This is a genomic window from Mariniflexile sp. TRM1-10 (assembly GCF_003425985.1).
In the GTDB taxonomy this organism is placed as follows: domain Bacteria; phylum Bacteroidota; class Bacteroidia; order Flavobacteriales; family Flavobacteriaceae; genus Mariniflexile.
Window position 1 is genome coordinate 873775 of the sequence record NZ_CP022985.1, and the last position, 21432, is coordinate 895206.

Annotated in this window: 21 protein-coding genes and 1 pseudogene; 16 read left to right on the forward strand and 6 right to left on the reverse strand. The window is 33.8% G+C overall.

The window, feature by feature from the left end; genetic code table 11:
* Window positions 1-7 precede the first annotated feature (7 nt).
* From CJ739_RS04045 to CJ739_RS04090, 10 genes and pseudogenes are all read left to right on the forward strand, one after another.
* Window positions 8-187 (forward strand): hypothetical protein, encoded by a 180-nt coding sequence (locus tag CJ739_RS04045; protein ID WP_117172761.1) that lies wholly within the window; start codon window positions 8-10, stop codon window positions 185-187.
* Window positions 184-570 carry a type II toxin-antitoxin system death-on-curing family toxin gene (locus tag CJ739_RS04050; protein WP_117172762.1) on the forward strand — a complete coding sequence of 129 codons (387 nt, stop codon included), beginning with the start codon at window positions 184-186 and terminating at the stop codon, window positions 568-570. Before CJ739_RS04045 ends, CJ739_RS04050 begins: the two co-directional genes overlap by 4 nt.
* Window positions 563-1045 (forward strand): 5-(carboxyamino)imidazole ribonucleotide mutase, encoded by a 483-nt coding sequence (purE, locus tag CJ739_RS04055; protein ID WP_117172763.1) that lies wholly within the window; start codon window positions 563-565, stop codon window positions 1043-1045. Before CJ739_RS04050 ends, purE begins: the two co-directional genes overlap by 8 nt.
* 145 nt (window positions 1046-1190) lie before the next feature.
* Complete coding sequence (locus CJ739_RS04060; protein WP_117172764.1) at window positions 1191-3224, forward strand: M3 family metallopeptidase; 2034 nt, start codon at window positions 1191-1193, stop codon at window positions 3222-3224.
* A gap of 117 nt (window positions 3225-3341) precedes the next feature.
* Window positions 3342-3845 carry a GbsR/MarR family transcriptional regulator gene (locus CJ739_RS04065; RefSeq protein ID WP_117172765.1) on the forward strand — a complete coding sequence of 168 codons (504 nt, stop codon included), beginning with the start codon at window positions 3342-3344 and terminating at the stop codon, window positions 3843-3845.
* A 56-nt stretch (window positions 3846-3901) separates the two neighbouring features.
* Window positions 3902-4222, forward strand: a pseudogene (locus CJ739_RS20745) (DoxX-like family protein); the annotation flags it as partial.
* 27 nt (window positions 4223-4249) lie between these two features.
* Entirely contained in the window at window positions 4250-5017 is a 768-nt protein-coding gene (locus CJ739_RS04070) for a DUF2071 domain-containing protein (protein WP_236951655.1), read from the forward strand.
* A complete protein-coding gene (locus CJ739_RS04075) occupies window positions 5008-5760 on the forward strand; it encodes a class I SAM-dependent methyltransferase (RefSeq protein WP_117172766.1) in 753 nt (250 codons plus the stop codon). The genes CJ739_RS04070 and CJ739_RS04075 overlap by 10 nt, the downstream gene beginning before the upstream one ends.
* A 645-nt stretch (window positions 5761-6405) precedes the next feature.
* Window positions 6406-6960: a sigma-70 family RNA polymerase sigma factor gene (locus tag CJ739_RS04085; RefSeq protein ID WP_117172768.1), complete on the forward strand. Its 555-nt coding sequence runs from the start codon at window positions 6406-6408 to the stop codon at window positions 6958-6960.
* Between the two features lie 2 nt (window positions 6961-6962).
* Window positions 6963-7229 (forward strand): hypothetical protein, encoded by a 267-nt coding sequence (locus CJ739_RS04090; protein WP_236951595.1) that lies wholly within the window; start codon window positions 6963-6965, stop codon window positions 7227-7229.
* A gap of 4 nt (window positions 7230-7233) precedes the next feature.
* On the opposite strand, the gene CJ739_RS04095 is transcribed toward CJ739_RS04090, so the two are convergent.
* Window positions 7234-8067 (reverse strand): UbiA prenyltransferase family protein, encoded by an 834-nt coding sequence (locus CJ739_RS04095; RefSeq protein ID WP_117172770.1) that lies wholly within the window; start codon window positions 8065-8067, stop codon window positions 7234-7236.
* Between the two features lie 120 nt (window positions 8068-8187).
* Between CJ739_RS04095 and gcvP the strand changes: the two genes are divergently transcribed.
* The 4 genes from gcvP to CJ739_RS04115 all read left to right on the forward strand — a co-directional run bounded on the left by gcvP (window position 8188) and on the right by CJ739_RS04115 (window position 13680).
* The gene (gcvP, locus tag CJ739_RS04100) at window positions 8188-11037 is read left to right on the forward strand and encodes an aminomethyl-transferring glycine dehydrogenase (RefSeq protein WP_117172771.1); all 2850 of its coding nucleotides are present in this window, start codon (window positions 8188-8190) and stop codon (window positions 11035-11037) included.
* Window positions 11038-11139: 102 nt separating this feature from the next.
* Window positions 11140-12198: a 3-oxoacyl-ACP synthase III family protein gene (locus CJ739_RS04105; RefSeq protein WP_117178717.1), complete on the forward strand. Its 1059-nt coding sequence runs from the start codon at window positions 11140-11142 to the stop codon at window positions 12196-12198.
* Window positions 12199-12237: 39 nt separating this feature from the next.
* Window positions 12238-12774 carry a methyltransferase gene (locus CJ739_RS04110; protein WP_117172772.1) on the forward strand — a complete coding sequence of 179 codons (537 nt, stop codon included), beginning with the start codon at window positions 12238-12240 and terminating at the stop codon, window positions 12772-12774.
* Window positions 12775-12831: 57 nt separating this feature from the next.
* On the forward strand, window positions 12832-13680 hold the full coding sequence (locus CJ739_RS04115) for a glycosyltransferase family 2 protein (RefSeq protein WP_117172773.1): 849 nt from the start codon (window positions 12832-12834) through the stop codon (window positions 13678-13680).
* 53 nt (window positions 13681-13733) lie between these two features.
* On the opposite strand, the gene CJ739_RS04120 is transcribed toward CJ739_RS04115, so the two are convergent.
* The gene (locus CJ739_RS04120) at window positions 13734-14543 is read right to left on the reverse strand and encodes a DNA/RNA non-specific endonuclease (protein WP_117172774.1); all 810 of its coding nucleotides are present in this window, start codon (window positions 14541-14543) and stop codon (window positions 13734-13736) included.
* A gap of 1 nt (window position 14544) precedes the next feature.
* Complete coding sequence (gene pafA / locus CJ739_RS04125; protein ID WP_117172775.1) at window positions 14545-16194, reverse strand: alkaline phosphatase PafA; 1650 nt, start codon at window positions 16192-16194, stop codon at window positions 14545-14547.
* A gap of 108 nt (window positions 16195-16302) precedes the next feature.
* Between pafA and CJ739_RS04130 the strand changes: the two genes are divergently transcribed.
* Together CJ739_RS04130 and CJ739_RS04135 are read left to right on the forward strand one after the other, a co-directional pair.
* Entirely contained in the window at window positions 16303-17040 is a 738-nt protein-coding gene (locus tag CJ739_RS04130; protein ID WP_117172776.1) for an MlaE family ABC transporter permease, read from the forward strand.
* Window positions 17040-17807 carry an ABC transporter ATP-binding protein gene (locus tag CJ739_RS04135; RefSeq protein WP_117172777.1) on the forward strand — a complete coding sequence of 256 codons (768 nt, stop codon included), beginning with the start codon at window positions 17040-17042 and terminating at the stop codon, window positions 17805-17807. Before CJ739_RS04130 ends, CJ739_RS04135 begins: the two co-directional genes overlap by 1 nt.
* 5 nt (window positions 17808-17812) lie before the next feature.
* Here CJ739_RS04135 and CJ739_RS04140 read toward each other — a convergent pair whose 3' ends face one another.
* The 3 genes from CJ739_RS04140 to CJ739_RS04150 form a co-directional block, all read right to left on the reverse strand.
* A complete protein-coding gene (locus CJ739_RS04140; RefSeq protein WP_117172778.1) occupies window positions 17813-19282 on the reverse strand; it encodes a DUF389 domain-containing protein in 1470 nt (489 codons plus the stop codon).
* Window positions 19283-19368: 86 nt separating this feature from the next.
* On the reverse strand, window positions 19369-20451 hold the full coding sequence (locus CJ739_RS04145) for a mannose-1-phosphate guanylyltransferase (RefSeq protein WP_117172779.1): 1083 nt from the start codon (window positions 20449-20451) through the stop codon (window positions 19369-19371).
* An 84-nt stretch (window positions 20452-20535) separates the two neighbouring features.
* Complete coding sequence (locus tag CJ739_RS04150) at window positions 20536-21150, reverse strand: SprT-like domain-containing protein (protein ID WP_117172780.1); 615 nt, start codon at window positions 21148-21150, stop codon at window positions 20536-20538.
* Between the last annotated feature and the right edge of the window lie 282 nt (window positions 21151-21432).

A 21432-nucleotide genomic window follows, 5' to 3' on the forward strand; every position in this document is an offset into this window, starting at 1 on the left:
TGATATTATGACAATTATAGAAAAGAAAAAAAGAATTAAAAATTTGATTGACAACATACCTGAAGACAATCTTGATGAAATATTTTCTATAATACAAGAATTAACTTCTAAAGACGAAAAGCGCAAAAGCATTTTATTAAACTTATTAAAAGAAGAAAAAACTTTATTTAAAAAGTTAGCGCAATGATTTCCAAAAAGTTAGCTATTGAGCTAAATATAATTATTTCTGAAGCTTCTGGAGGTTCCAGTGGACTAAGAGACGAGGCACTACTCCTATCTGCTTTAAATAGACCGTTTCAAACTTTTGATGATAAAGACTTATACCCTTCAGTTATAGACAAAGCATCTGCAATTTTTGAAAGTATTATAATAAATCATCCATTCATTGACGGAAATAAAAGAATGGCTTATGCATTCATGAGAATTTTATTAAATGAAGAAGGGTTTAATTTGGATGCAACCCAAGATGAAAAATACAATTTTGTAATTGAAGCATCCAAAGGCAACATGAATTTTGAATCCATAAAAAACTGGATTTTAAAACATATAAAAACAATAGAAAATGAATAAAGTAGGAGTTATTATGGGAAGCAAAAGCGATTTGCCAGTAATGCAAGACGCTATTGATATTTTAAAAGATTTTAATATTGAAGTTGAAGTTGACATTGTTTCGGCTCACCGCACCCCAGAAAAACTATTCGATTATGGTAAACAGGCGCACACCAAAGGTTTTGCAGTTATTATAGCTGGCGCTGGAGGTGCAGCACATTTACCAGGCATGATTGCGTCTTTATCGCCACTACCTGTTATTGGAGTACCTGTAAAAAGCAGCAATTCTATTGATGGGTGGGATTCTGTATTATCCATTCTACAAATGCCAGGTGGTGTTCCCGTAGCAACGGTGGCATTAAACGGTGCAAAAAACGCTGGGATATTAGCCGCTCAAATTATAGGCTCAAACGACCCTGCTGTTTTAAACAAAATAATAGACTATAAAGAATCTTTGAAACAAAAGGTTTACGAATCGGCTAAAGATTTAAAATAAAAAAAACCTTGAGGGGAACCCAAGGTTTTCTAGCTATTAAGAATAATTTTATGAGTTAGTCACTCTTCAAATTGTGACACAAAAATATGAAAATATTATTATGTATGCATAATAATATTTTGTTTTTTAATTTATTACATTTAAAATGATAAAGAACATCTTACTAAAACCATTTGAAACGCCTTATAATTCAGCACCATTTTCAAAAATTAAAAATGATCATTTTCTTCCTGCATTTGAGCAATGTATTGAAGACGCCAAAATCGAAATTGATGCTATTGCCAATAATATAGAAACTCCAACCTTTAAAAACACTATTGAAGCTTTAGAGTTTTCAGGTGAACAATTAGATAGAATTTCGAACATCTTTTTTAATTTGAATTCCGCCGAAACCAACGATACCATTCAAAAAATAGCGCTGGACGTATCGCCACTTTTATCCGAATTCAGTAATGACATCACCTTAAACGAAGCTCTTTTCAAACGTATAAAATCGGTTTACGATTCTAAAGATAATTTAAATTTAACCACAGAACAACATACATTACTTGACAAAAAATACAAGAGTTTTTCAAGAAATGGTGCTAATTTACCTGAAGATAAAAAAGAAAAACTTCGCGAAATAGACAAAGAATTGAGCAAGTTAAAGTTGAAGTTTGGAGAAAACGTATTAGCCGAAACCAACAAGTTCGACATGCTAATTACCGATGAATCTGAATTATCCGGATTACCTGAAGGCACTATTGAGGCCGCAAAACAGTTAGCAGAAAGCAAAGAAAAGGAAGGTTGGATGTTTACTTTAGATTATCCAAGTTATATTCCATTTGTTACCTATGCAGATAACAGAGAACTTCGTAAAAAAATAACACTTGCTGCAGGAAGCAAAGGATTCAATAACGATACTTTAGACAATCAAGACATTGTTTTAAAAATTGCAAGACTTAGGTTTGAACGCGCCAATTTATTAGGCTACAAAACCCATGCACATTTTGTTTTGGAAGAACGCATGGCAAAAACACCCGAAAAAGTTGAGAGCTTTTTAAATGAACTACTTGAAAAAGCCAAACCAGCTGCAGAAAAAGAATTTAACACCCTTCAAAGTTTCGCCAAAGAATTACACGGTATCGAGCAACTTGAAAAATGGGATGGCCCTTATTATTCAGAAAAATTAAAGCAAAAGCTCTTTGATTTAGATGATGAACTGTTGAAACCCTATTTCAAGCTTGAGAATGTTATTGATGGTGCTTTTACTATTGCAAATAAATTATTCGATTTAAATTTTGAAGAAATCAAAGACATCGATAAATATCATGAAGATGTTTTAACTTACAAAGTAACCGACAATAAAGGTGACTTAGTATCCATTTTTTACGCCGATTTCTTCCCTAGAGCAGGAAAACGTAATGGTGCGTGGATGACTTCCTTTAAGCCACAATCTATTAAAAACGAAAAAAATGACAGACCGCACATATCCATTGTTTGCAATTTCACAAAACCAACCAAAAGCAAACCATCACTATTAACTTTTAACGAAGTAACCACTTTATTTCACGAGTTTGGGCACGCTTTACACGGCATGCTTGCCAACACCACCTATCCTAGTCTATCTGGCACCAGTGTGTTTTGGGACTTTGTAGAGTTGCCTAGTCAGATTATGGAAAACTGGTGTTATGAAAAAGATGCCTTATCGTTATTCGCCAAGCATTATGAAACCGGTGAGATTATCCCCATGGATTTGGTTGAAAAAATAAAAGAGTCGGCCACTTTTCAACAAGGCATGCAAACTTTGCGTCAAATTAGTTTTGGTTTATTAGATATGAGTTGGCATGGTAACAATCCAACAAACATTACAAATATAAAAGCACACGAAGTTGAAGCGTTTAAAAACACCACATTATATCCAGAAGTTGCCGAAAACTGTATGAGTACGTCTTTTTCCCATATTTTTCAAGGCGGGTATTCATCAGGATATTATAGCTACAAATGGGCAGAAGTTTTAGATGCCGATGCTTTTGAATACTTTAAAGAAGTAGGTGTTTTTAACAAAGACGTTGCCAATAAATTCAAAAGCAATGTATTATCTCAAGGAGGAACAGAAGACCCTATGATACTTTACAAACGCTTTCGCGGAAAAGAACCACAGCCTGAAGCGTTACTGAGACGAGCGGGATTGATTTAGATTTGTTAGAATTTTAGATAGTTAGAAACCGAAGCTTTTTGCTTCGGTTATTTTTATCCTTATAAAATAAACTTTCAATAATTATTGAAAGTTTAAAAATTATCATATATTTGTACTATGGATTACAAGGAAGCAAAAATAAAATTTATAAGCACTTGGGGAAGTTTAGGTTCCCTTTGGGGTATTAACAAAGCCATGGCACAGATCCAAGCATTGCTTTTTATCTCAACCAAACCATTATCCATGGAAGAAATCATGGAAGAACTTCAAATTTCCCGTGGAAATACCAGTATGAATCTACGTCAGTTAATGGATTGGGGTATTGTTACCAAAGAACTTATCCCTGGTGAGCGCAAAGAATATTTTTACACGGAAAAAGACGTGCAAGAATTGGCGAGAATCGTTGCAAAGGAACGCAGTCGTAGAGAAATTAAACCCGTGATTAAAGTTTTAAACGATGTGTCTTCTATTAAAGATGATGGTACAGAAAAAACTAAAGAGTTAATTAAGCAAACCAAAGCATTACACGATTTAACAGAAACAGCCGATGCTATAATTAACAAACTTGTAAACCAACAACAAAATTGGATCACAAAATCTTTATTAAAATTATTCACCTAAAAAAAATTTAAACTATACTTTCAATAATTTCTGAAAGTATATAAAATTAAAAAACAATGAATAAGCACAAAGTATTAACTTTTCTCATAACTTCTGTTTGGATTATAAATGGGCTCTTTTGCAAGGTATTAAACTTAGTTCCTAGGCACGAAGAAATTGTTTCAAGGATTTTAGGTAATACGCATTCTGGTTTAATAACTAAACTAATTGGATTAGCTGAAATCGCAATGGCAATATGGATTATAACGGGTTATAAAAAAAGACCAAATACAATTGCTCAAATAATCTTAGTTATTTCTATGAATATTCTTGAGTTTATAATGGCACAAGAACTATTACTTTGGGGTAGATTAAACTTATTATTTGCATCTCTATTTGCTTTTATTGTGTATTATAATCAATTTATTTTAAAAAAAAACCAACAACAATATGCGCTTCCTACTCTTAAAAACCATCCGTTTGCCGTTGAGGCTTTCTTTGAAAGCTCTCTAGTCTTAACGTTTGCAGTCCCAAAAGAACAATTACAAAGTTTGATTCCAGAATGTCTAGAGTTAGATACTTTTAAAGACAAGTATGCTTTTTTAGCGATTGCAATGGTTAAAACAAAAAAGTTACGTCCAAAAGGGCTTCCTGAATTTATGGGCAATGACTTTTTTTTAATTGGTTATCGCATTTTTGTTCGTTACACAACCTTAAAAGGAAAGCGTTTACGCGGTTTATACATTATAAAATCTGAGACAGATAAAAGGAAAATGGCTTTTATGGGCAACATATTTACTCATTATGATTATACAACTACCGATATAAATCAGACTATAAAGAATGATGTGAATGAAATAGTTTCTATCGATTCAAACTTTAAAATTGAAATTAATAATGCAGAAATTGAAATTATTAATTTACCCAAAAACTCACCATTTGAAAACTGGAAAGAAGCAAGAAGGTTCGCTGGTCCGTTACCTTTTACCTTTACTTATAATAAAGAAAACAAAGAAGTATTGATAATTGAAGGCGTTAGGAAAAATTGGAAACCAATGCCTGTAAAAGTAATAGACTACGATATAGCATTCTTAAAATCTTTAAAACTAAAAAACGTAGTTTTAGCAAATGCATTTATTATTAAAAACATTCCATATTACTGGAAAAAAGGAAAAAAAGAATTATGGAAATAAAAAGAAAAAAGTTTCAAGGGGTATTGAATATATTAAGTTTTAACAGACACTTTTATATTTATGGCATCACCGCTTTAGTCTTAATAACTATTAGCTACCTGATGTATAATTGGTCAAATACTCTGTTTTGGTTAATTATTACAGCTTTTATTTATGGTTTAATAATGCCATTAATTGTATCTGCTTATGTATATGATTTTTCTGGGTATTATAATTTTAATTGGTTAAAAAAACTAAATATTAAAGATTCAAATATAAATAAATTCATCAATATTAATGCTGGGTTTGATGAAACAAGTTTTATAATTAAAAGCCATTTCATAAAATCAGATTTAAAAGTATTTGACTTTTATAATGAAGAAAGACATACAGAGCCTGCAATTATAAGAGCTAGAAAAGTAAGCTTGGTCTACCCTGAAACTAAAAAAATAAAGTCTGACGTCATTCCTTTAAAAGATAAATCGGTTGATGTTATTTTTTTGCTTTCTGCAGCTCATGAAATAAGAAATAATCAAGAGAGAATACAGTTTCTAAAAGAATGTCACAGACTTTGTAAACCCAATGGAAGAGTAATCATGGTAGAACATTTACGCGATTTTCCAAATTTTTTGGCATTCTCAATTGGCTTTACACATTTCTTTTCTAAAAATACTTGGAAAAAAGCATTTAAAAGCGCTGGATTCTCGACATTTAATGAAGCAAAATTTACACCATTTATGTCAGTATTTAACTGTTTACCATAATCTAAATTTTACTTTATCTCATGTATATTCATTTGAAAATAATTGGAACCCTTTTAATAATACTAGCACTAATTCATGTGTTTTTTTCAAGATATTTTAAGTGGAAAACTAGTTTAAAAACATTAAGCTTAATAAACAGGCAAATGATGACTACACATACATTTTTTATTGCATTTACAGTGTTTTTAATGGGTGTGCTCTGCTTAACATCTGCAAAAGATATTGTAGAAACTAATCTTGGTAAAAGTATATCTTTAGGTTTGGGTATATTTTGGAGTATTAGGTTATTTTTTCAGTTTTTTGTATACTCAAAACAACTTTGGAAAGGTAAAAAGTTTGAAACATTTATACATATTTTATTCTCAATATTTTGGGCATATTTTAGTATTATATTTTTAACTATATATCTTACAAGCAAATTGCGCTAAATTCTATTAGAAACGGATATTTGCGTTAGCGATTGCAGTGAAAAGCCCACAGCGAGGTACGAGCGAGGACTTGTAACGAAAAGCGCGACCCTTGTGGTAACGCCGAAAAAGGCAACGCCAAAGTTAGCCGATTTTATGCTTAATGGGATGAATTAACAAAGAACCAAAATTATTCAATTTTTTACCCTATTTTTGAAATTGAAAAAAATGCTTCACCATGTCTAACCATGAAATTAATCCCAATAAGTGGATCGATTTATATTCCGATTACCTATACAACTACACCATTTCGCGTGTTAGTGATAGAGAGGTGGCGCAAGATTTGGTACAAGATACTTTTTTGGCAGCCTTAAAATCGATGAAAAATTTTAAAGGTGAAGCCACCGAACGTACGTGGTTGATTTCTATTTTAAAGCGAAAAATCATTGACCGTTATCGTAAAGTAAATTCGAATAAAGGAAAAGCCGAAGTACGCATAACATATAATGCCGACAGTGAAACCGAAGGCGATTGGTTGGAAGAACGTGTAGCAGATCCGTTTGACAAAACTGCTGAAGACACCATGCAAAACAACGAACTTGGCGATGCTATTTTTAACTGTTTAAGCAAGTTGCCCGAGAAGCAAGCCCAGGTATTTAGAATGAAAACCATTGAAGGCTATGAAACTGAAGTTATTTGTAATGAACTAAATATTACGGCGTCTAACCTTTGGGTGATTATCCACAGAGCCCGTACCGCTATGGCAGAATGTTTAAAAGAAAACTGGTTTTAATTATGAGTGATAAAATTAAAATTGTGATTCCTTGTGATGAAGCAAATCATGTGTGTGATAAAACACAATATAAAAATGCGACTTTGTGGGAAAAAATAAAACTGAACATCCATTTAATTTATTGTAGAGCTTGCAGAAAATACTCCAAAAATAATGCGAAACTCACAAAAATGGTGAGAAAATCGGATATCAAATGTTTAGATAAAAAGTGCAAAGAAAAGATGAAGCAAGAACTGGATAAAGCCATTAAAGAAACACTCATTAACTAAGAACTTATTTAAACAAAAGCATCAAGAAAAGCCACAAAACAGGCAAACCTTCTACCCAAAACGAACTATAATATGTTCCTTGTTCCTTTTTAGAATACAATAAAAACAAACTTATTACAACACTTATTAGCATAGAAACCAACAAACTTTTGGTTGTGGTTCCAGCTTTAAAAAACTCCAAAAACAAAAACAATCCTAACAATACAACTCCTATAATTTTAGTTTGCTTGACCCCTATTTTCTGTGGAATGGTCGCCAATTTCAAACTATCATACATTAAATCCCTAATTTCAAAAGGCAACATTAAGACAATAATAAAAACAAAACGTTGAATACCTGTAATCACAACATCTGCATTTATTGTATAATCGTTATTTATTATCGGAAGAAACACTGTAACACCTGCCCAAACCAAGGCAATCAGGTATACTTTGAGCCCTCCAACATTTCTTAAATTATTTTTACTGTCTAAAAATAAATGTTTTGGTAAAAACGGAATGGCATAAAAGAAAGTCACCAACCCTAAACCTACAATAAAAAACATGGCGTTTACACGTAATTGTAATACATAATAACACATGGAAATGAAGCATAAAAGTGAAAATATCTGAATGGTTTTCAGCCAATTTGCCAAACTCCTATGATGAAATTTTGCTATTCCAAAATACTTTACAAAATTGTAACCTGAAATTGAAGCAAAAAACACAAAAGACAACAGCGCTTCATCATATGAAATACCGTATTCCAAAAGTGTGATCCATGTTAACGAAAACACCGATAAAGCCACGTGAATGCTACTATTTATGTAAAAATCAAAAAGTCGTTTTAGCATTTTCATACAACAAAAATAAGCAAACTGTTAACAACACTTTCAAATGGTTAAAAACTTTCCATTTTATGCAACAAAACACATATATTATTACGTATTTTTGCGAATTATATAAACAATTTCAATTTAATGAATACAAACGCTTTTGCATTGCGTCATATTGGACCTAGAGAAGACGACCAAAAACTTATGCTAAAAACTATTGGTGTAGACTCTTTAGATCAGTTAATTTACGAAACCATTCCAGACGATATTCGTTTAAAAAACGGCTTGAATTTAGATGAGCCTATGACAGAATATGAATATTTACTTCATATTCACGAATTATCGAAACTAAATAAAGCTTACAAAACCTATATTGGCTTAGGGTACCATCCAACCGTTTTGCCTGCCGTAATTCAAAGAAATATTCTTGAAAACCCGGGTTGGTATACCGCTTACACACCTTATCAAGCCGAAATTGCCCAAGGACGTTTGGAAGCGCTTTTAAATTACCAAACGATGGTAATGGATCTTACTGGTATGGAAATTGCCAATGCATCGCTTCTTGACGAAAGTACAGCCGCAGCAGAAGCCATGAGTTTATTGTTTGCCGTTCGCGAACGCGACCAAAAGAAAAACAACGTTAACAAGTTTTTTGTTTCTGAAAACATACTCCCTCAAACCTTGTCTTTACTTCAAACCAGAGCAACTCCTATTGGTATTGAATTGGTTGTTGGCAATGAAGATACATTTGGTTTTTCTTCTGAATTTTTCGGTGCTATTTTGCAATACCCAGGAAAAGACGGTCAAGTGACCGATATTAAGACATTTATTAACAAAGCGAATGGCGCACAAATAAAAGTGGCCGTAGCTGCCGATATTTTAAGCTTGGTTAAGCTAGAAGCTCCTGGGAAATTTGGAGCCGATGTCGTGGTTGGTACTACCCAACGTTTTGGAATTCCCATGGGATATGGCGGCCCACATGCTGCTTATTTTGCAACAAAAGAAGCTTATAAACGGGATATTCCCGGTAGAATTATTGGCGTTACCAAAGATACAGACGGCAATAGAGCCTTACGTATGGCGTTACAAACTCGCGAGCAACATATTAAACGTGATAAAGCAACTTCAAACATCTGTACTGCTCAAGTTTTATTAGCAGTTATGGCTAGTATGTATGCCGTATATCATGGCCCTAAAGGCTTGAAATTTATAGCCAACAAAGTACATAATACAGCATCTACGCTTGCTGAAGCTTTAAAAACATTAGGGTACAATCAAATAAATACTGATTTTTTTGACACACTTCAAATAAAAACAGATTCAAAAAAAATAAAAAAGATTGCCAAAGAGAAAAAGGTAAACTTATTTTATCCGGATAAAGAAACAGTTACTATCTCTATAAACGAAACGACTTCGGTTAGGGATTTAAACTATTTAATTTCTGTTTTTGCTGAAGCTGCGGAAAAAGCGACCATCATTATCACAACTATTTCTGAAGGCAACAACATTTCCGAAAACTTAAAAAGAACCTCCGATTTTTTAACCCTTGATGTGTTCAACAAGTATCATTCTGAAACCGAATTGATGCGTTACATAAAAATGTTAGAACGGAAGGACTTAGCTTTAAACCACTCCATGATTTCGTTAGGTTCTTGTACCATGAAACTAAATGCGGCATCAGAAATGTTGCCACTTAGCATTTTCAAGTGGGCAAATATCCACCCGTTTGTTCCTAAAAAACAAGCATTGGGCTATTTAACCGTTTTAAAAGAATTGGAAGACCAATTAACCGAAATTACTGGTTTTGCCGCTACATCTTTACAACCAAATTCTGGTGCTCAAGGTGAATATGCAGGCTTAATGGTTATAAAAGCGTATCATGAATCCCGTAATGAAGGGCACAGGAATATTTGTTTAATACCTTCTTCTGCTCACGGTACCAACCCTGCAAGTGCTGTTATGGCAGGCATGAAAGTGGTTGTAACGAAATCAACTACCGAAGGTAATATTGATGTTGAAGATTTACGTGAAAAAGCCATTTTACACAAAGATCATTTATCGTGTTTAATGGTTACATACCCATCAACACACGGTGTTTACGAATCGGCCATTAAGGAAATCACCAAAATCATCCATGATAACGGCGGACAAGTATATATGGATGGTGCTAATATGAATGCTCAAGTAGGCTTAACAAATCCTGGAAATATAGGGGCTGATGTTTGCCACTTAAACTTACACAAAACATTTGCTATTCCCCACGGTGGTGGTGGCCCCGGTGTGGGACCTATTTGTGTGGCCAAACAGCTCGTGCCATTTTTACCTGGAAATCCTGTTAAAAAAGTTGGTGGTAAAAAAGCCATTACCGCTATTTCTGCAGCGCCTTATGGTTCTGCGTTGGCTTGCTTAATTTCTTATGGTTATATAAAAATGCTTGGTGCAGAAGGTTTAACAGAATCGACCAAAATAGCTATTTTAAATGCCAATTATATCAAACACCGCTTACAAGGAAGTTTCGACACCTTATATTCTGGTGAACGTGGTCGTGCAGCACATGAAATGATTGTTGATTGTCGCCCATTTAAAGCGAATGGCATTGAAGTAACCGATATCGCAAAACGCTTAATGGATTATGGTTTTCATGCACCAACCGTGTCGTTCCCTGTTGCAGGAACCTTAATGATTGAGCCTACTGAAAGTGAAAGTAAAGCTGAAATTGACCGCTTTTGTGATGCCATGATTTCCATCAAAAAGGAAATTGATCAAGCTTCTAAAGATGATGACAATAATGTTTTGAAAAATGCGCCTCACACTTTAGAAATGATAACTTCAAACGAATGGTATTTTCCATACACACGTGAAGAAGCCGCGTTTCCGTTAGACTTTGTTAGAGACAACAAATTCTGGCCAAGCGTAAGACGTGTTGATGATGCTTATGGAGACAGAAATTTAATATGTTCTTGCGCACCAATTGAAGCATACGCCGACGCCTAAAAGTAGTCGTTGAACATCGTAAAAAAACACAAAAATAAATTTGCCTTTTATTAAAACCTCGTACCTTGTATGAGTAAACTAAAAAAGGCAAATTTTCTTTTTATGAATATTAAAATTACCGGTACTGGAAGCTACATCCCAGATACCATTGAAAAAAACGATGCTTTCCACGAACATGCATTTTTAAATACCGATGGTTCAGTAATTAACCATCCTAATGATGTTATTATTGAAAAATTTCAAGCCATTACAGGCATTGCTGAAAGGCGTTACGCAAACTCCCATTTAAATTCTTCCGACATCGGTTTTTTTGCAGCCGAAAAAGCCATCACGGATGCTAAAATAGATCCCGAAACCATCGACTACATTATTGTTGCCCATAATTTTGGAGACGTTAAACATAATACCATTCAAAGCGATATTCTTCCGTCATTAGCCGTAAGAATAAAACATAATTTACGTATTAAAAACCCTAAATGTGTCGCTTACGATATCCTTTTTGGATGCCCAGGTTGGATTGAAGGCGTTATTCAAGCAAAAGCATTTATTCAATCAGGCATGGCGAAACGCTGTTTGGTTATCGGTACCGAAACCCTTTCAAGAGTGATCGATAAACATGACAGAGATGCTATGATTTTTTCTGATGGAGCAGGCGCCACTATTATTGAAGCAACCGAAGAAGCTGGTGGTATTTTAGCCCATGAAACAGTAAGTTTTACTTATGATGAAGCCTACTATTTGTACTTTGGAAACTCCAACAATCAAAACCTTTGTAAAGATACCCGCTACATAAAAATGGACGGACGTAAAATTTATGAATTTGCACTTCTTCATGTACCACAAGCCATGAAAACGTGTTTAGACAGCAGTGGTACAGCCATTGAAGATGTTAAAAAGATTTTTATCCACCAAGCCAATGAGAAAATGGATGAAGCTATTTTAAAACGCTTTTACCGACTTTACAAAACCGAAATACCGGAAAACATCATGCCTATGAGTATCCAAACCTTAGGAAACAGTTCGGTAGCAACAATCCCCACACTTTTAGATTTGGTAAGAAACCATAAATTAAAAAACCACAACCTTAACGAAGGTGATGTTGTTATATTTGCAAGCGTTGGTGCAGGCATGCATATTAATGCCATTGTTTATAAATATTAAAGATTTTCGCTTTCGCGGAAATGAAGAAATTTAATTTTAATGTACGAAAAAACATTTCCTAATAAACGGTTTAAGCATACCATTCAATTTTTAAAAAAGCATATTTCAACTTCAGAACCTATTTTAGATTTGGGTGTTGAAAATCCGTTTTCAAACATTATGAAACAACATGGTTTTAAGGTTGAAAACACAACAGGAGAAGATTTAGATTTTGATACCTCAGCTATTGAAAATTCAAATGCTACCGTAATAACAGCATTCGAAATTTTCGAACATTTATTATCACCTTTTACTGTACTTCAATCTATAAAAACCGACAAACTAATAGCCAGTGTTCCCTTAAAATTATGGTTTTCTTCAGCTTACAGAAGCAAAACCGATATGCTAGACAGGCATTATCACGAATTTGAAGATTGGCAATTCGATTGGTTACTAGAAAAAACAGGATGGAAAATTATTGATAGACAGAAATGGACAAACCCAACCAAAAAACTTGGAATTCGCCCCGTTTTACGTTGGTTTACTCCAAGATATTACATTGTTTGTGCTGAAAGAATTAAAAACCCCAATTCTTAAATTCCAAATTCCAATTAGTCATAAATAAGTGTAACTTTGAATTTCATACTTTAAGTTTTGAATTTCTACATCATCATTCCGGCACATAACGAACAAGATTTTATTGGCATGACCTTGGAGTCACTTAGCAATCAAACTCTTTTACCCAAAAAAGTGGTAGTCGTCAATGACCATTCGTCGGATGCAACGCAGGAAATTGTGTCAAAATTTGCTAAACAACATTCCTGGATTTCTTTAGTTAATACAACATCTTTTGATGCACATGTACCAGGTTCCAAAATTATAAATGCATTTTATAAAGGGTTTGAAACTTTAGATGCCAACTATGATGTGATTTGTAAGTTTGATGCCGATTTAATTTTTCCTAACAATTATTTAGAACAACTTGCTAGTCATTTTAAAAACAATGAAAAATTGGGTATGGCTTCGGGGTTTTGCTATATTAAAAAAAATAGTGATTGGATTTTAGAAAACTTAACGAACAAAGATCACATTCGGGGTGCTTTAAAATCCTATAAAAAAGACTGTTTTTTAGAAATAGGCAAGTTAAAACCTTCTATGGGCTGGGACACGGTTGATGAATTACTTGCTAAGTTTTATGGCTGGGACATCTTAACCGATGCCTCTTTACAGGTAAAACACTTAAAACCCACTGGAATTAGCTACAACAAAGCCTCAAAATATTTGCAAGGCGAAGCCATGTACAAAATGCGTTATGGATTAGTAATTACCTTAATTTCCGCTATTAAATTGGCTTATAAAAAAAGTAGTCTGGGTCTGTTTAAAGATTATTTAGTTGGTTATTTTAAAGCTAAAAAACATAAGATTGACTTTTTAGTGACTGAAGAAGAAGGAAAATTTATTCGAGATTTACGTTGGAAAGGCATGTTGAACAAACTGAAATAAAGCTTTTGTTATGATATCCCAAACCAACAACCATCAACCAACAACCATCAATCCTAATTAAAACTCCAGTCTTTATAACTACTTGACGATTCAAGTCTGTCTTCCAAAGCATCTTCTAACTGTGGAAAGAAATCAATTCCAGTAAGTTTTTCAATAGAATCTACCGAAACTACAAAATCATACAGTGGTTTATTGGAATTTTCATGGGGCATTAAAAATGCTATCATTTTAACTTTCCCAGAACCAACATCAATCAACACTTTGTAAAATTGATTGGGGACTGCTACCTTTTCACTTCCAATAGTTTTCATATTTCCTTTCAAAACACCTCCTGTAACTACAAAAACACCATCGTATTTACTTGCCCAATAGCGTACTTTTTGTTCTAAAGTATTCCAAATTCCGGAATTAAATGCATGTTCTTGTGGTGTAATATTACTTGTTAAAAACGTTTCATCATGAGCTTGTTTGCTATATTTTCTATCGCCTGCTGGACATAAATGCCCGCGGTCGTACCCTGAGTTTCTATAGTTTTTCCAACTGGCTGCTCCTGTTTTAACCGCTTTATCAACTTCAAAATAAGGGCGTTTGAAATTGGTATTCGATAGATGAGATTTCTTTAACTCGTAAGCTACCCACTCAGCTTGTTCGTAGGGTTCGCTATAAGAAAGCGAATACCCTTCGTGGTGTATTATTTGCCCTGTTGTGCTTATTGGTAAAAAATATTCGTTGGTATTCGATTTTACTTCTTTACCATTATTTATGACTTCGGCTATTTCTTCAATCTTTAAAAAATGCTCATAGCCATAAACACCCAAGACAAATATTATGGCTAATAGTGTGTATTTTGTTTTACTGTTCAAACTATTCTAAAACAAATTCTAGGGGTTGACCGATAGCCCCATTAGGAAAACTAATTCCTAAAAGTGCCGACATGGTTGGGGCGATATCAGTTATTTTGGTTTTTTGAAAAGTGTCGCCGTGCTTAATCCCTTTTCCGAAGAATAAAAGTGGTACATGTGTGTCGTAATTTAAACCCGAACCGTGTGTTGAACCTGTTTTACTATAAGAAATAAATGCAGGGTCGTAAACAAAAATAACATCGCCAGATTTTTTTTGGTTAAAACCCCTTTGCAATAAGGCTTCAATACCAGAATTAAACTCTGTTGAACTCATTGTCGTTGCTGTGTAGGCTTTATCTATGTACTCATAATTAATAATTTCATTTACTATAGCATTTTGAACATCATCTAAATCTAAATCGAGCTCTTTTAGTTTCGATCTGTTTAAAAACACTTGGTTGTTGCTTACGTTTTCAATTAAATCGGCAGTTCCAAATTCAGCTTCAACAAACTCAATAAATTTGTTCTTTTGCGCTTTAGAATCGATGTAGCCCGCAGGTATCTTTACCGTTTGCAAATATGCAGGCACATCAACAGCTGCGTGATCGGCAGTTAAAAACACCGTATATTGGTTTTTTCCAACATTGGCATCTAAATAATTAAATAAGCGTTCTAAATTTTTATCTAAACGGATGTAAGTATCTTGTACTTCTTTAGAATTTACGCCAAAATTATGCCCAACATAATCTGGAGTCGAGTAACTTAATGCTAAAATATCCGTATAATTATCTTTACCAAGTTGCTCACCATCAATGGCTGCAAGTGCAAAATCAGTAGTGATATCATTACCATAAGCTGAAATTTTCAAGATTTCGTAATTACCATTTTGGGTTTTTAAAGCTTCCAAATCATATGGAAACGTTGCTGTTTCTTTGCCTTTAAAACCACCTTCAAAGTTGTTCAAATCAGAACCACTTTCGGTATAAGTAGACATATCATAATAGGTATTCCATTCTTTAAAATACGAAGCGACTGATTTCTTTTTGTTAAAATTCAAAACCCACTTTGGCAATTCATTTACATAAAATGTACTCGAAATCCAGTTGCCTTCGTCTTTTCCATGAAACCAATACGCTGCATTGGCAGTATGACCTGCCGGTAAAATAGCGCCTCTATCCTTTAAAGCAACACCAATAGTTTTTCCTCGCATTTGGGTAAACAATCTGTTTTCATCTGAAAAAGTGGTTGTTTTCATTCTATGAGGCGACATTTGCCCCACTTCATCTGTTGTTCCAACGGACTGCACTGTTTCATCACCAGCACAGTACACGCTTTTTTTAAGTTCTTTGTCATACCAATTATTCCCAATAATACCATGATACTTTGGTGTTGTCCCTGTATAAACCGATGCATGCCCAGGTCCCGTATAAGTAGGAATGTAATTAAAATGATTGTTCTTACAGTTATACCCTTCATTCATCATGCGCTTAAAACCGCCTTCACCATATTTATTATAAAAGCGTGTTAAGTAATCGTATCGCATTTGATCTACTACAATACCTACCACTAACTTTGGGTTATCATTTTGTTTGCTCGAAACAACTTGACTTTGTGCTTTGCTGGAAAAAACGAAAATGGACAAAAAAAGAAAGGAAACGATATTTTTTATCATGGTTCTGTATAATTATGATTCAAAATTAAACATTTTAATATATCTTAATTTAAAATTAAAGTTAAATACCTGTAACTTTTTTTTACTTTAGCACTATTAAAATTGATTATGACCTATCTACATAATATTGGTGCTTATTTTATAATGATTGCCGAAATGTTTCGCAAACCCACCAAGTGGTCTGTGATGAAAAAGTTGATATTTAAAGATATTGACGATTTAATTATTGGCTCTTTAGGCATCATTGCTTTTATATCGTTTTTCGTTGGTGGCGTTATTACCATTCAAACGGCACTAAACATAAGCAATCCGCTAATCCCTAAATATTTGGTGGGGTTTGCCACTAGGCAATCGGTAGTTTTAGAATTTGCCCCCACCTTTACCTCTATTATTATGGCAGGAAAAGTGGGCTCGTTTATAACTTCCAGTATTGGCACCATGCGGGTTACCGAGCAAATTGACGCTCTTGAAGTTATGGGCATAAACTCGTTAAACTATTTAATATTCCCTAAAGCCATTGCTCTAATGCTGTACCCTTTTGCCATTGCTATTGGCATGTTTTTAGGCATTCTTGGTGGTATGGCTGCCTGTGTTTATGGAGGTTTTAGCTCGTTAGAAGATTATATTTATGGCATTCAAACAGATTTTATTCCTTTTCATATTACCTATGCATTTATAAAAACCTTTGTTTTTGCTTTTGTTTTGGCAACGATTCCTGCCTTTCATGGGTATTATATGAAAGGCGGCGCTCTTGAAGTAGGGAAAGCAAGTACCACATCGTTTGTGTGGACCAGCGTTGTTATCATACTTTTAAATTATTTCCTAACTCAAATGCTTTTAAGTTAATGATAGAAGTTAAAGATTTACATAAGTCATTTAGTGGTGTTGAAGTCTTAAAAGGCATTAGTACTACTTTTGAAAAGGGAAAAACCAACCTTGTTATTGGACAAAGTGGCTCGGGTAAAACCGTATTTTTAAAATGTTTGTTAGGATTATTTGATTATGAAGAAGGCTGTATTGCTTATGATGGTAAAGTTTTTTCTGAACTAACCGAAGATGAAAAACGTAATTTACGAGGCGAAATTGGCATGGTATTTCAAGGAAGTGCCTTATTTGATTCGATGACGATTGCCGAAAACGTGATGTTTCCACTGCGTATGTTTACAAAACAAAGTAAAAGTGAAATGGAAGACCGCGTTAATTTTGTTTTAAACCGCGTTAATTTAGCTGACGCTCATAAAAAGAAGCCTAGTGAAGCTTCGGGCGGTATGCAAAAACGTGTTGCCATTGCCAGAGCTATTGTTAACAAACCAAAATATTTGTTTTGTGACGAGCCAAATTCTGGCTTAGATCCAAAAACTGCTATTGTAATAGATAATCTTATAAAAGAGATTACCGAAGAATATGATATTACCACTGTAATAAACTCACATGACATGAACTCGGTAATGGAAATTGGTGAAAAAATAGTGTTTTTAAAAAATGGTTTAAAAGCTTGGGAAGGTTCTAAAAAAACCATTTTTAAAACGGATAACGAAGTGGTAACCGACTTTGTTTACTCGTCTGAGTTAATGAAAAAAGTGAGACAAATGTACATTGAAGAGAGGCAATAACGTCTCTATTTTTCCCGTTTAATAACCAAACTATCCAAATCAAACCGCTGTTTTAACCAACGTTCTAATTGATTTTGTTGCTTTAAAATATTGGCTTCCTTAATAGAGCCTTCATTCCACTTTACCGTAAAAACAGATAATGTATCTATTTTTGAAAAGTTTGAGGTTATAACTGTAGAATATGATAATCTAGATACATTTTCATAGTTAATTTTAACCTCTTTTGTTAACTTATCAAACGGAATTTGTTGCGCTTCCAGTTTTGCCAAACTTTTTAGTTTCCCTTCAAGAAATACAATTTTTTGTGATTGTGATAGCATGTCTATAGAATCTCGATATCTAATTTGCTCCATATATTTCAAATTGTCAAGATTCTTGTTTCTGTTTTGGTTGAAAATTAGATTTACATTTTTTAGAGCATCATATTTTTTCAACCTATCTTCAAGCAATGCTATGGTGCTTTCTGGTATTTCATCCAATCCAAATGTATTCAGTTCAATTGAAGATATTAACTTATCACTATCGGAATATTTATAAGAGGCGTTTTTTATAATATAGTCTGCATGTGGTAATGCACTTAACTCTTTGTTTATAAAATTTCTAGCATCTCTTTCAAACCTGCTTTCACTTAACACCTTTACAAAGGTCCACAAAGCAGGTATCATAACTATGATGGCTAAAAAAGTTGCTATTCTACCAGTACGTCTTCTTTTGGCAGAATTAACATATTTAAGCATGGGGAATTTTAAAACTTTAACTACTAAAAACGTAGCCAAAGCAATAAAAATGGTGTTAATTGTAAACAAATATAAAGCGCCAAGAGCAAACTTCATACCTTTAGCGAAATCGTCTTCTAAAGCTACCGAAAGTCCGTACCCTACCGTACATAAAGGTGGCATTAAGGCGGTTGCTATAGCTACACCAAAAATTACAGAGGCAATGGTTCCTCTTTTTGTACGTGCTATTATTAAGGCCAATCCACCAAAAAAAGCAATTAAAACATCTCGAATATCGGGTTTTGTTCTTGCTAATAATTCTGAAGATTCTTCGCTTAACGGAAATAGCCAAAAAAATAAAAATGCTGTTAACACACTTAAAAAAATCATGACACCAAAATTGATTAATGATTTTCTTAGTGTATCAATATCATTAATAGACACTGATAAGCCAATACCTAAAATAGGCCCCATTAATGGGGAAATTAACATGGCACCAATAACAACCGCTGTAGAATTTGCATTAAGACCAACTGACGCTACAAAAATAGAGCATACCAAAATCCAAGCTGTGGCACCTTTAAATGGAATATCATTTTTTATGGCTTGTATGGTAGCGTCACGGTCGGTATCTTCACGAAAGTCTAATAATTCACTAAAAAAACGTTTAATGCTAGCCAACAAACCTATGGCGTCTTGTTTTACAGCTTCTTTAGTCTGCTCAACTTTCTTTGATTTATCAGAGTTGTTTTCTTCCATTATTTTAAATGTTAGCCACTATTACACGAATATAGATAAATTTATCTGTTTTAACTGAATACTGTCATTGTAAAACAAACACTACACTACCCATAGTGTTCACCAAATTCATCTTTCACCTTTTGAAGCACTTGTTTAATGTCCTGCTCTTTGGTTTTTGGATAAATAAGCAACACCTCATCTTTATCTACAATTATATAATCTTGCAGCCCATCAACCACAACAATTTTATCTTTTTTGGTTCTAATCATGTTGCCCGAAGCATCTTCTGCTAAGGTTTTGGCATGCACTACGGCATTGCCCGCACTATCTTTATCTAATTTATCATATAAGCTACCCCAAGTCCCTAAATCGTTCCAGTCAAATTCCGCAGCAATTACAAACACATTATTAGACTTTTCCATGATGGCATAATCTACCGAAACATTATCGGCATTTGGGTAGTTATCCTTTATAAAATGTGTTTCCAACTCGGTATTATAAGTACCCATTCCTCCTTCAAAAAGGGCATATAATTGAGGTTGGTTATTTTTAAAAGCCTCAATAACACTTTTTACACTCCACATAAAAATGCCTGCATTCCACAAAAAGTTGCCTTGTGCAATAAATTGTTTGGCGGTTTCGTAATCGGGTTTTTCTCTAAATTGATTGACCGATTTTATCGCTTCCGCGGATATTTTATCAAACTCAATATACCCATAGCCGGTATTTGGAAAAGTTGGTTGAATACCAAGCGTCATTAACGCATTGTTTTTTGAACAAAAATCGAAAGCTTGTTGTACATTTTTCGAAAATGTAGCTTCGTCTTCAATCCAATGGTCACTTGGTGCCACAATCATAACAGCATCGGGATTTTCTTTTTGAATTTTTAATGATGCATACAAAATACACGGTGCGGTATTTCGCATGGCGGGTTCTAACACTACTTGGCGTTGTGTAACTTCCGGTAATTGTTCTAAAACCAGATCGTTATAACGCTCATTGGTTAGTATAAAGATATTTTCCTTCGGAATTAAATTTGCTAACCTATAAAACGTTTTTTGAATTAAGGTATCGCCCGTTCCTAACATATCGTGAAACTGCTTAGGGAATGCTTCGGTGCTTACTGGCCAAAAGCGTGAGCCCACACCGCCTGCCATTAATATGGCGTAATAATTTTTGTTTTTCATTTTTTAATATTTTTTTAAACAGACCATCTGTTTAGTTTTATTTTTCCAACTAGTATTTTAAATTTTTAAAATTCCAGTTTTAATTTATAAGATTCCTGCCTTCGCAGGAATTAGTTCTACTTCGGCATTGGGGTTAAAAAGGTATAGTCTTCCTGTTTTCACCTCAATACATTCAAACCGTTTGGTTCGCTTCACACCCATTTTAAATACTTTTCCATTGTATAATTTAAAGGTTTGCCCTAAAGGTACTTCAAAAATAAAGGTTTTATTATTAGGTTCGTCAAATTGCTTTAGTGCCAATGCTAATATAGCATCACTATCGCTGGATGCTTTAGGGTTTTTGAAATGTTTCGCCAAAAGCGGCAATAAGGCTGTTGGAAAAATTTCAGGATTTAAAAACGGCAACATTAAGTGTTGAAACGTTTTTTTCCACTCTATGCCATGTGGTTTTATAAAACGCCCATAGGTTTTATAAGCTTCAAAATGTGCTATTTCGTGAATTAAGGTAATTAAAAACCGGTATTCATTTAAGTTTGAATTTATAGTAATTTGATGCTTGCCGTTGGGCAAACGCATATAATCGCCATGGCGGGTTTTACGCTCATTCTTTATTTTTACTACCAAATGTTCGTGCTCTAAAAGTTTTAAAACTTGTGGCATAGCATTGGAAGAAATATAGTCTTGTAGTTTGTTTTGCATTGCTACAAAAATACAGGAATTCTTTAAAGTAAAAAGAATTGATTTTGTGAGAAAAAATAAATAACTTAGAACTCATTTAAAGTTTTTGAAATTAAGCGAAAATTAGGGGGTTTCAGCTCTGTTGAAGGCTTTTTTGAGTTGCATAGCAGCGCTACGGAAGGAAGAAAAGGCAAAAACAGAGCTGAAATCAGCAATTTTTTAGCAAATTGAAAAACTTTAAATGAGTTCTTAGTTAGCTCTTTAATTAAAGCCATTCAAACGAACCCAAAATTAAAGGAAAGA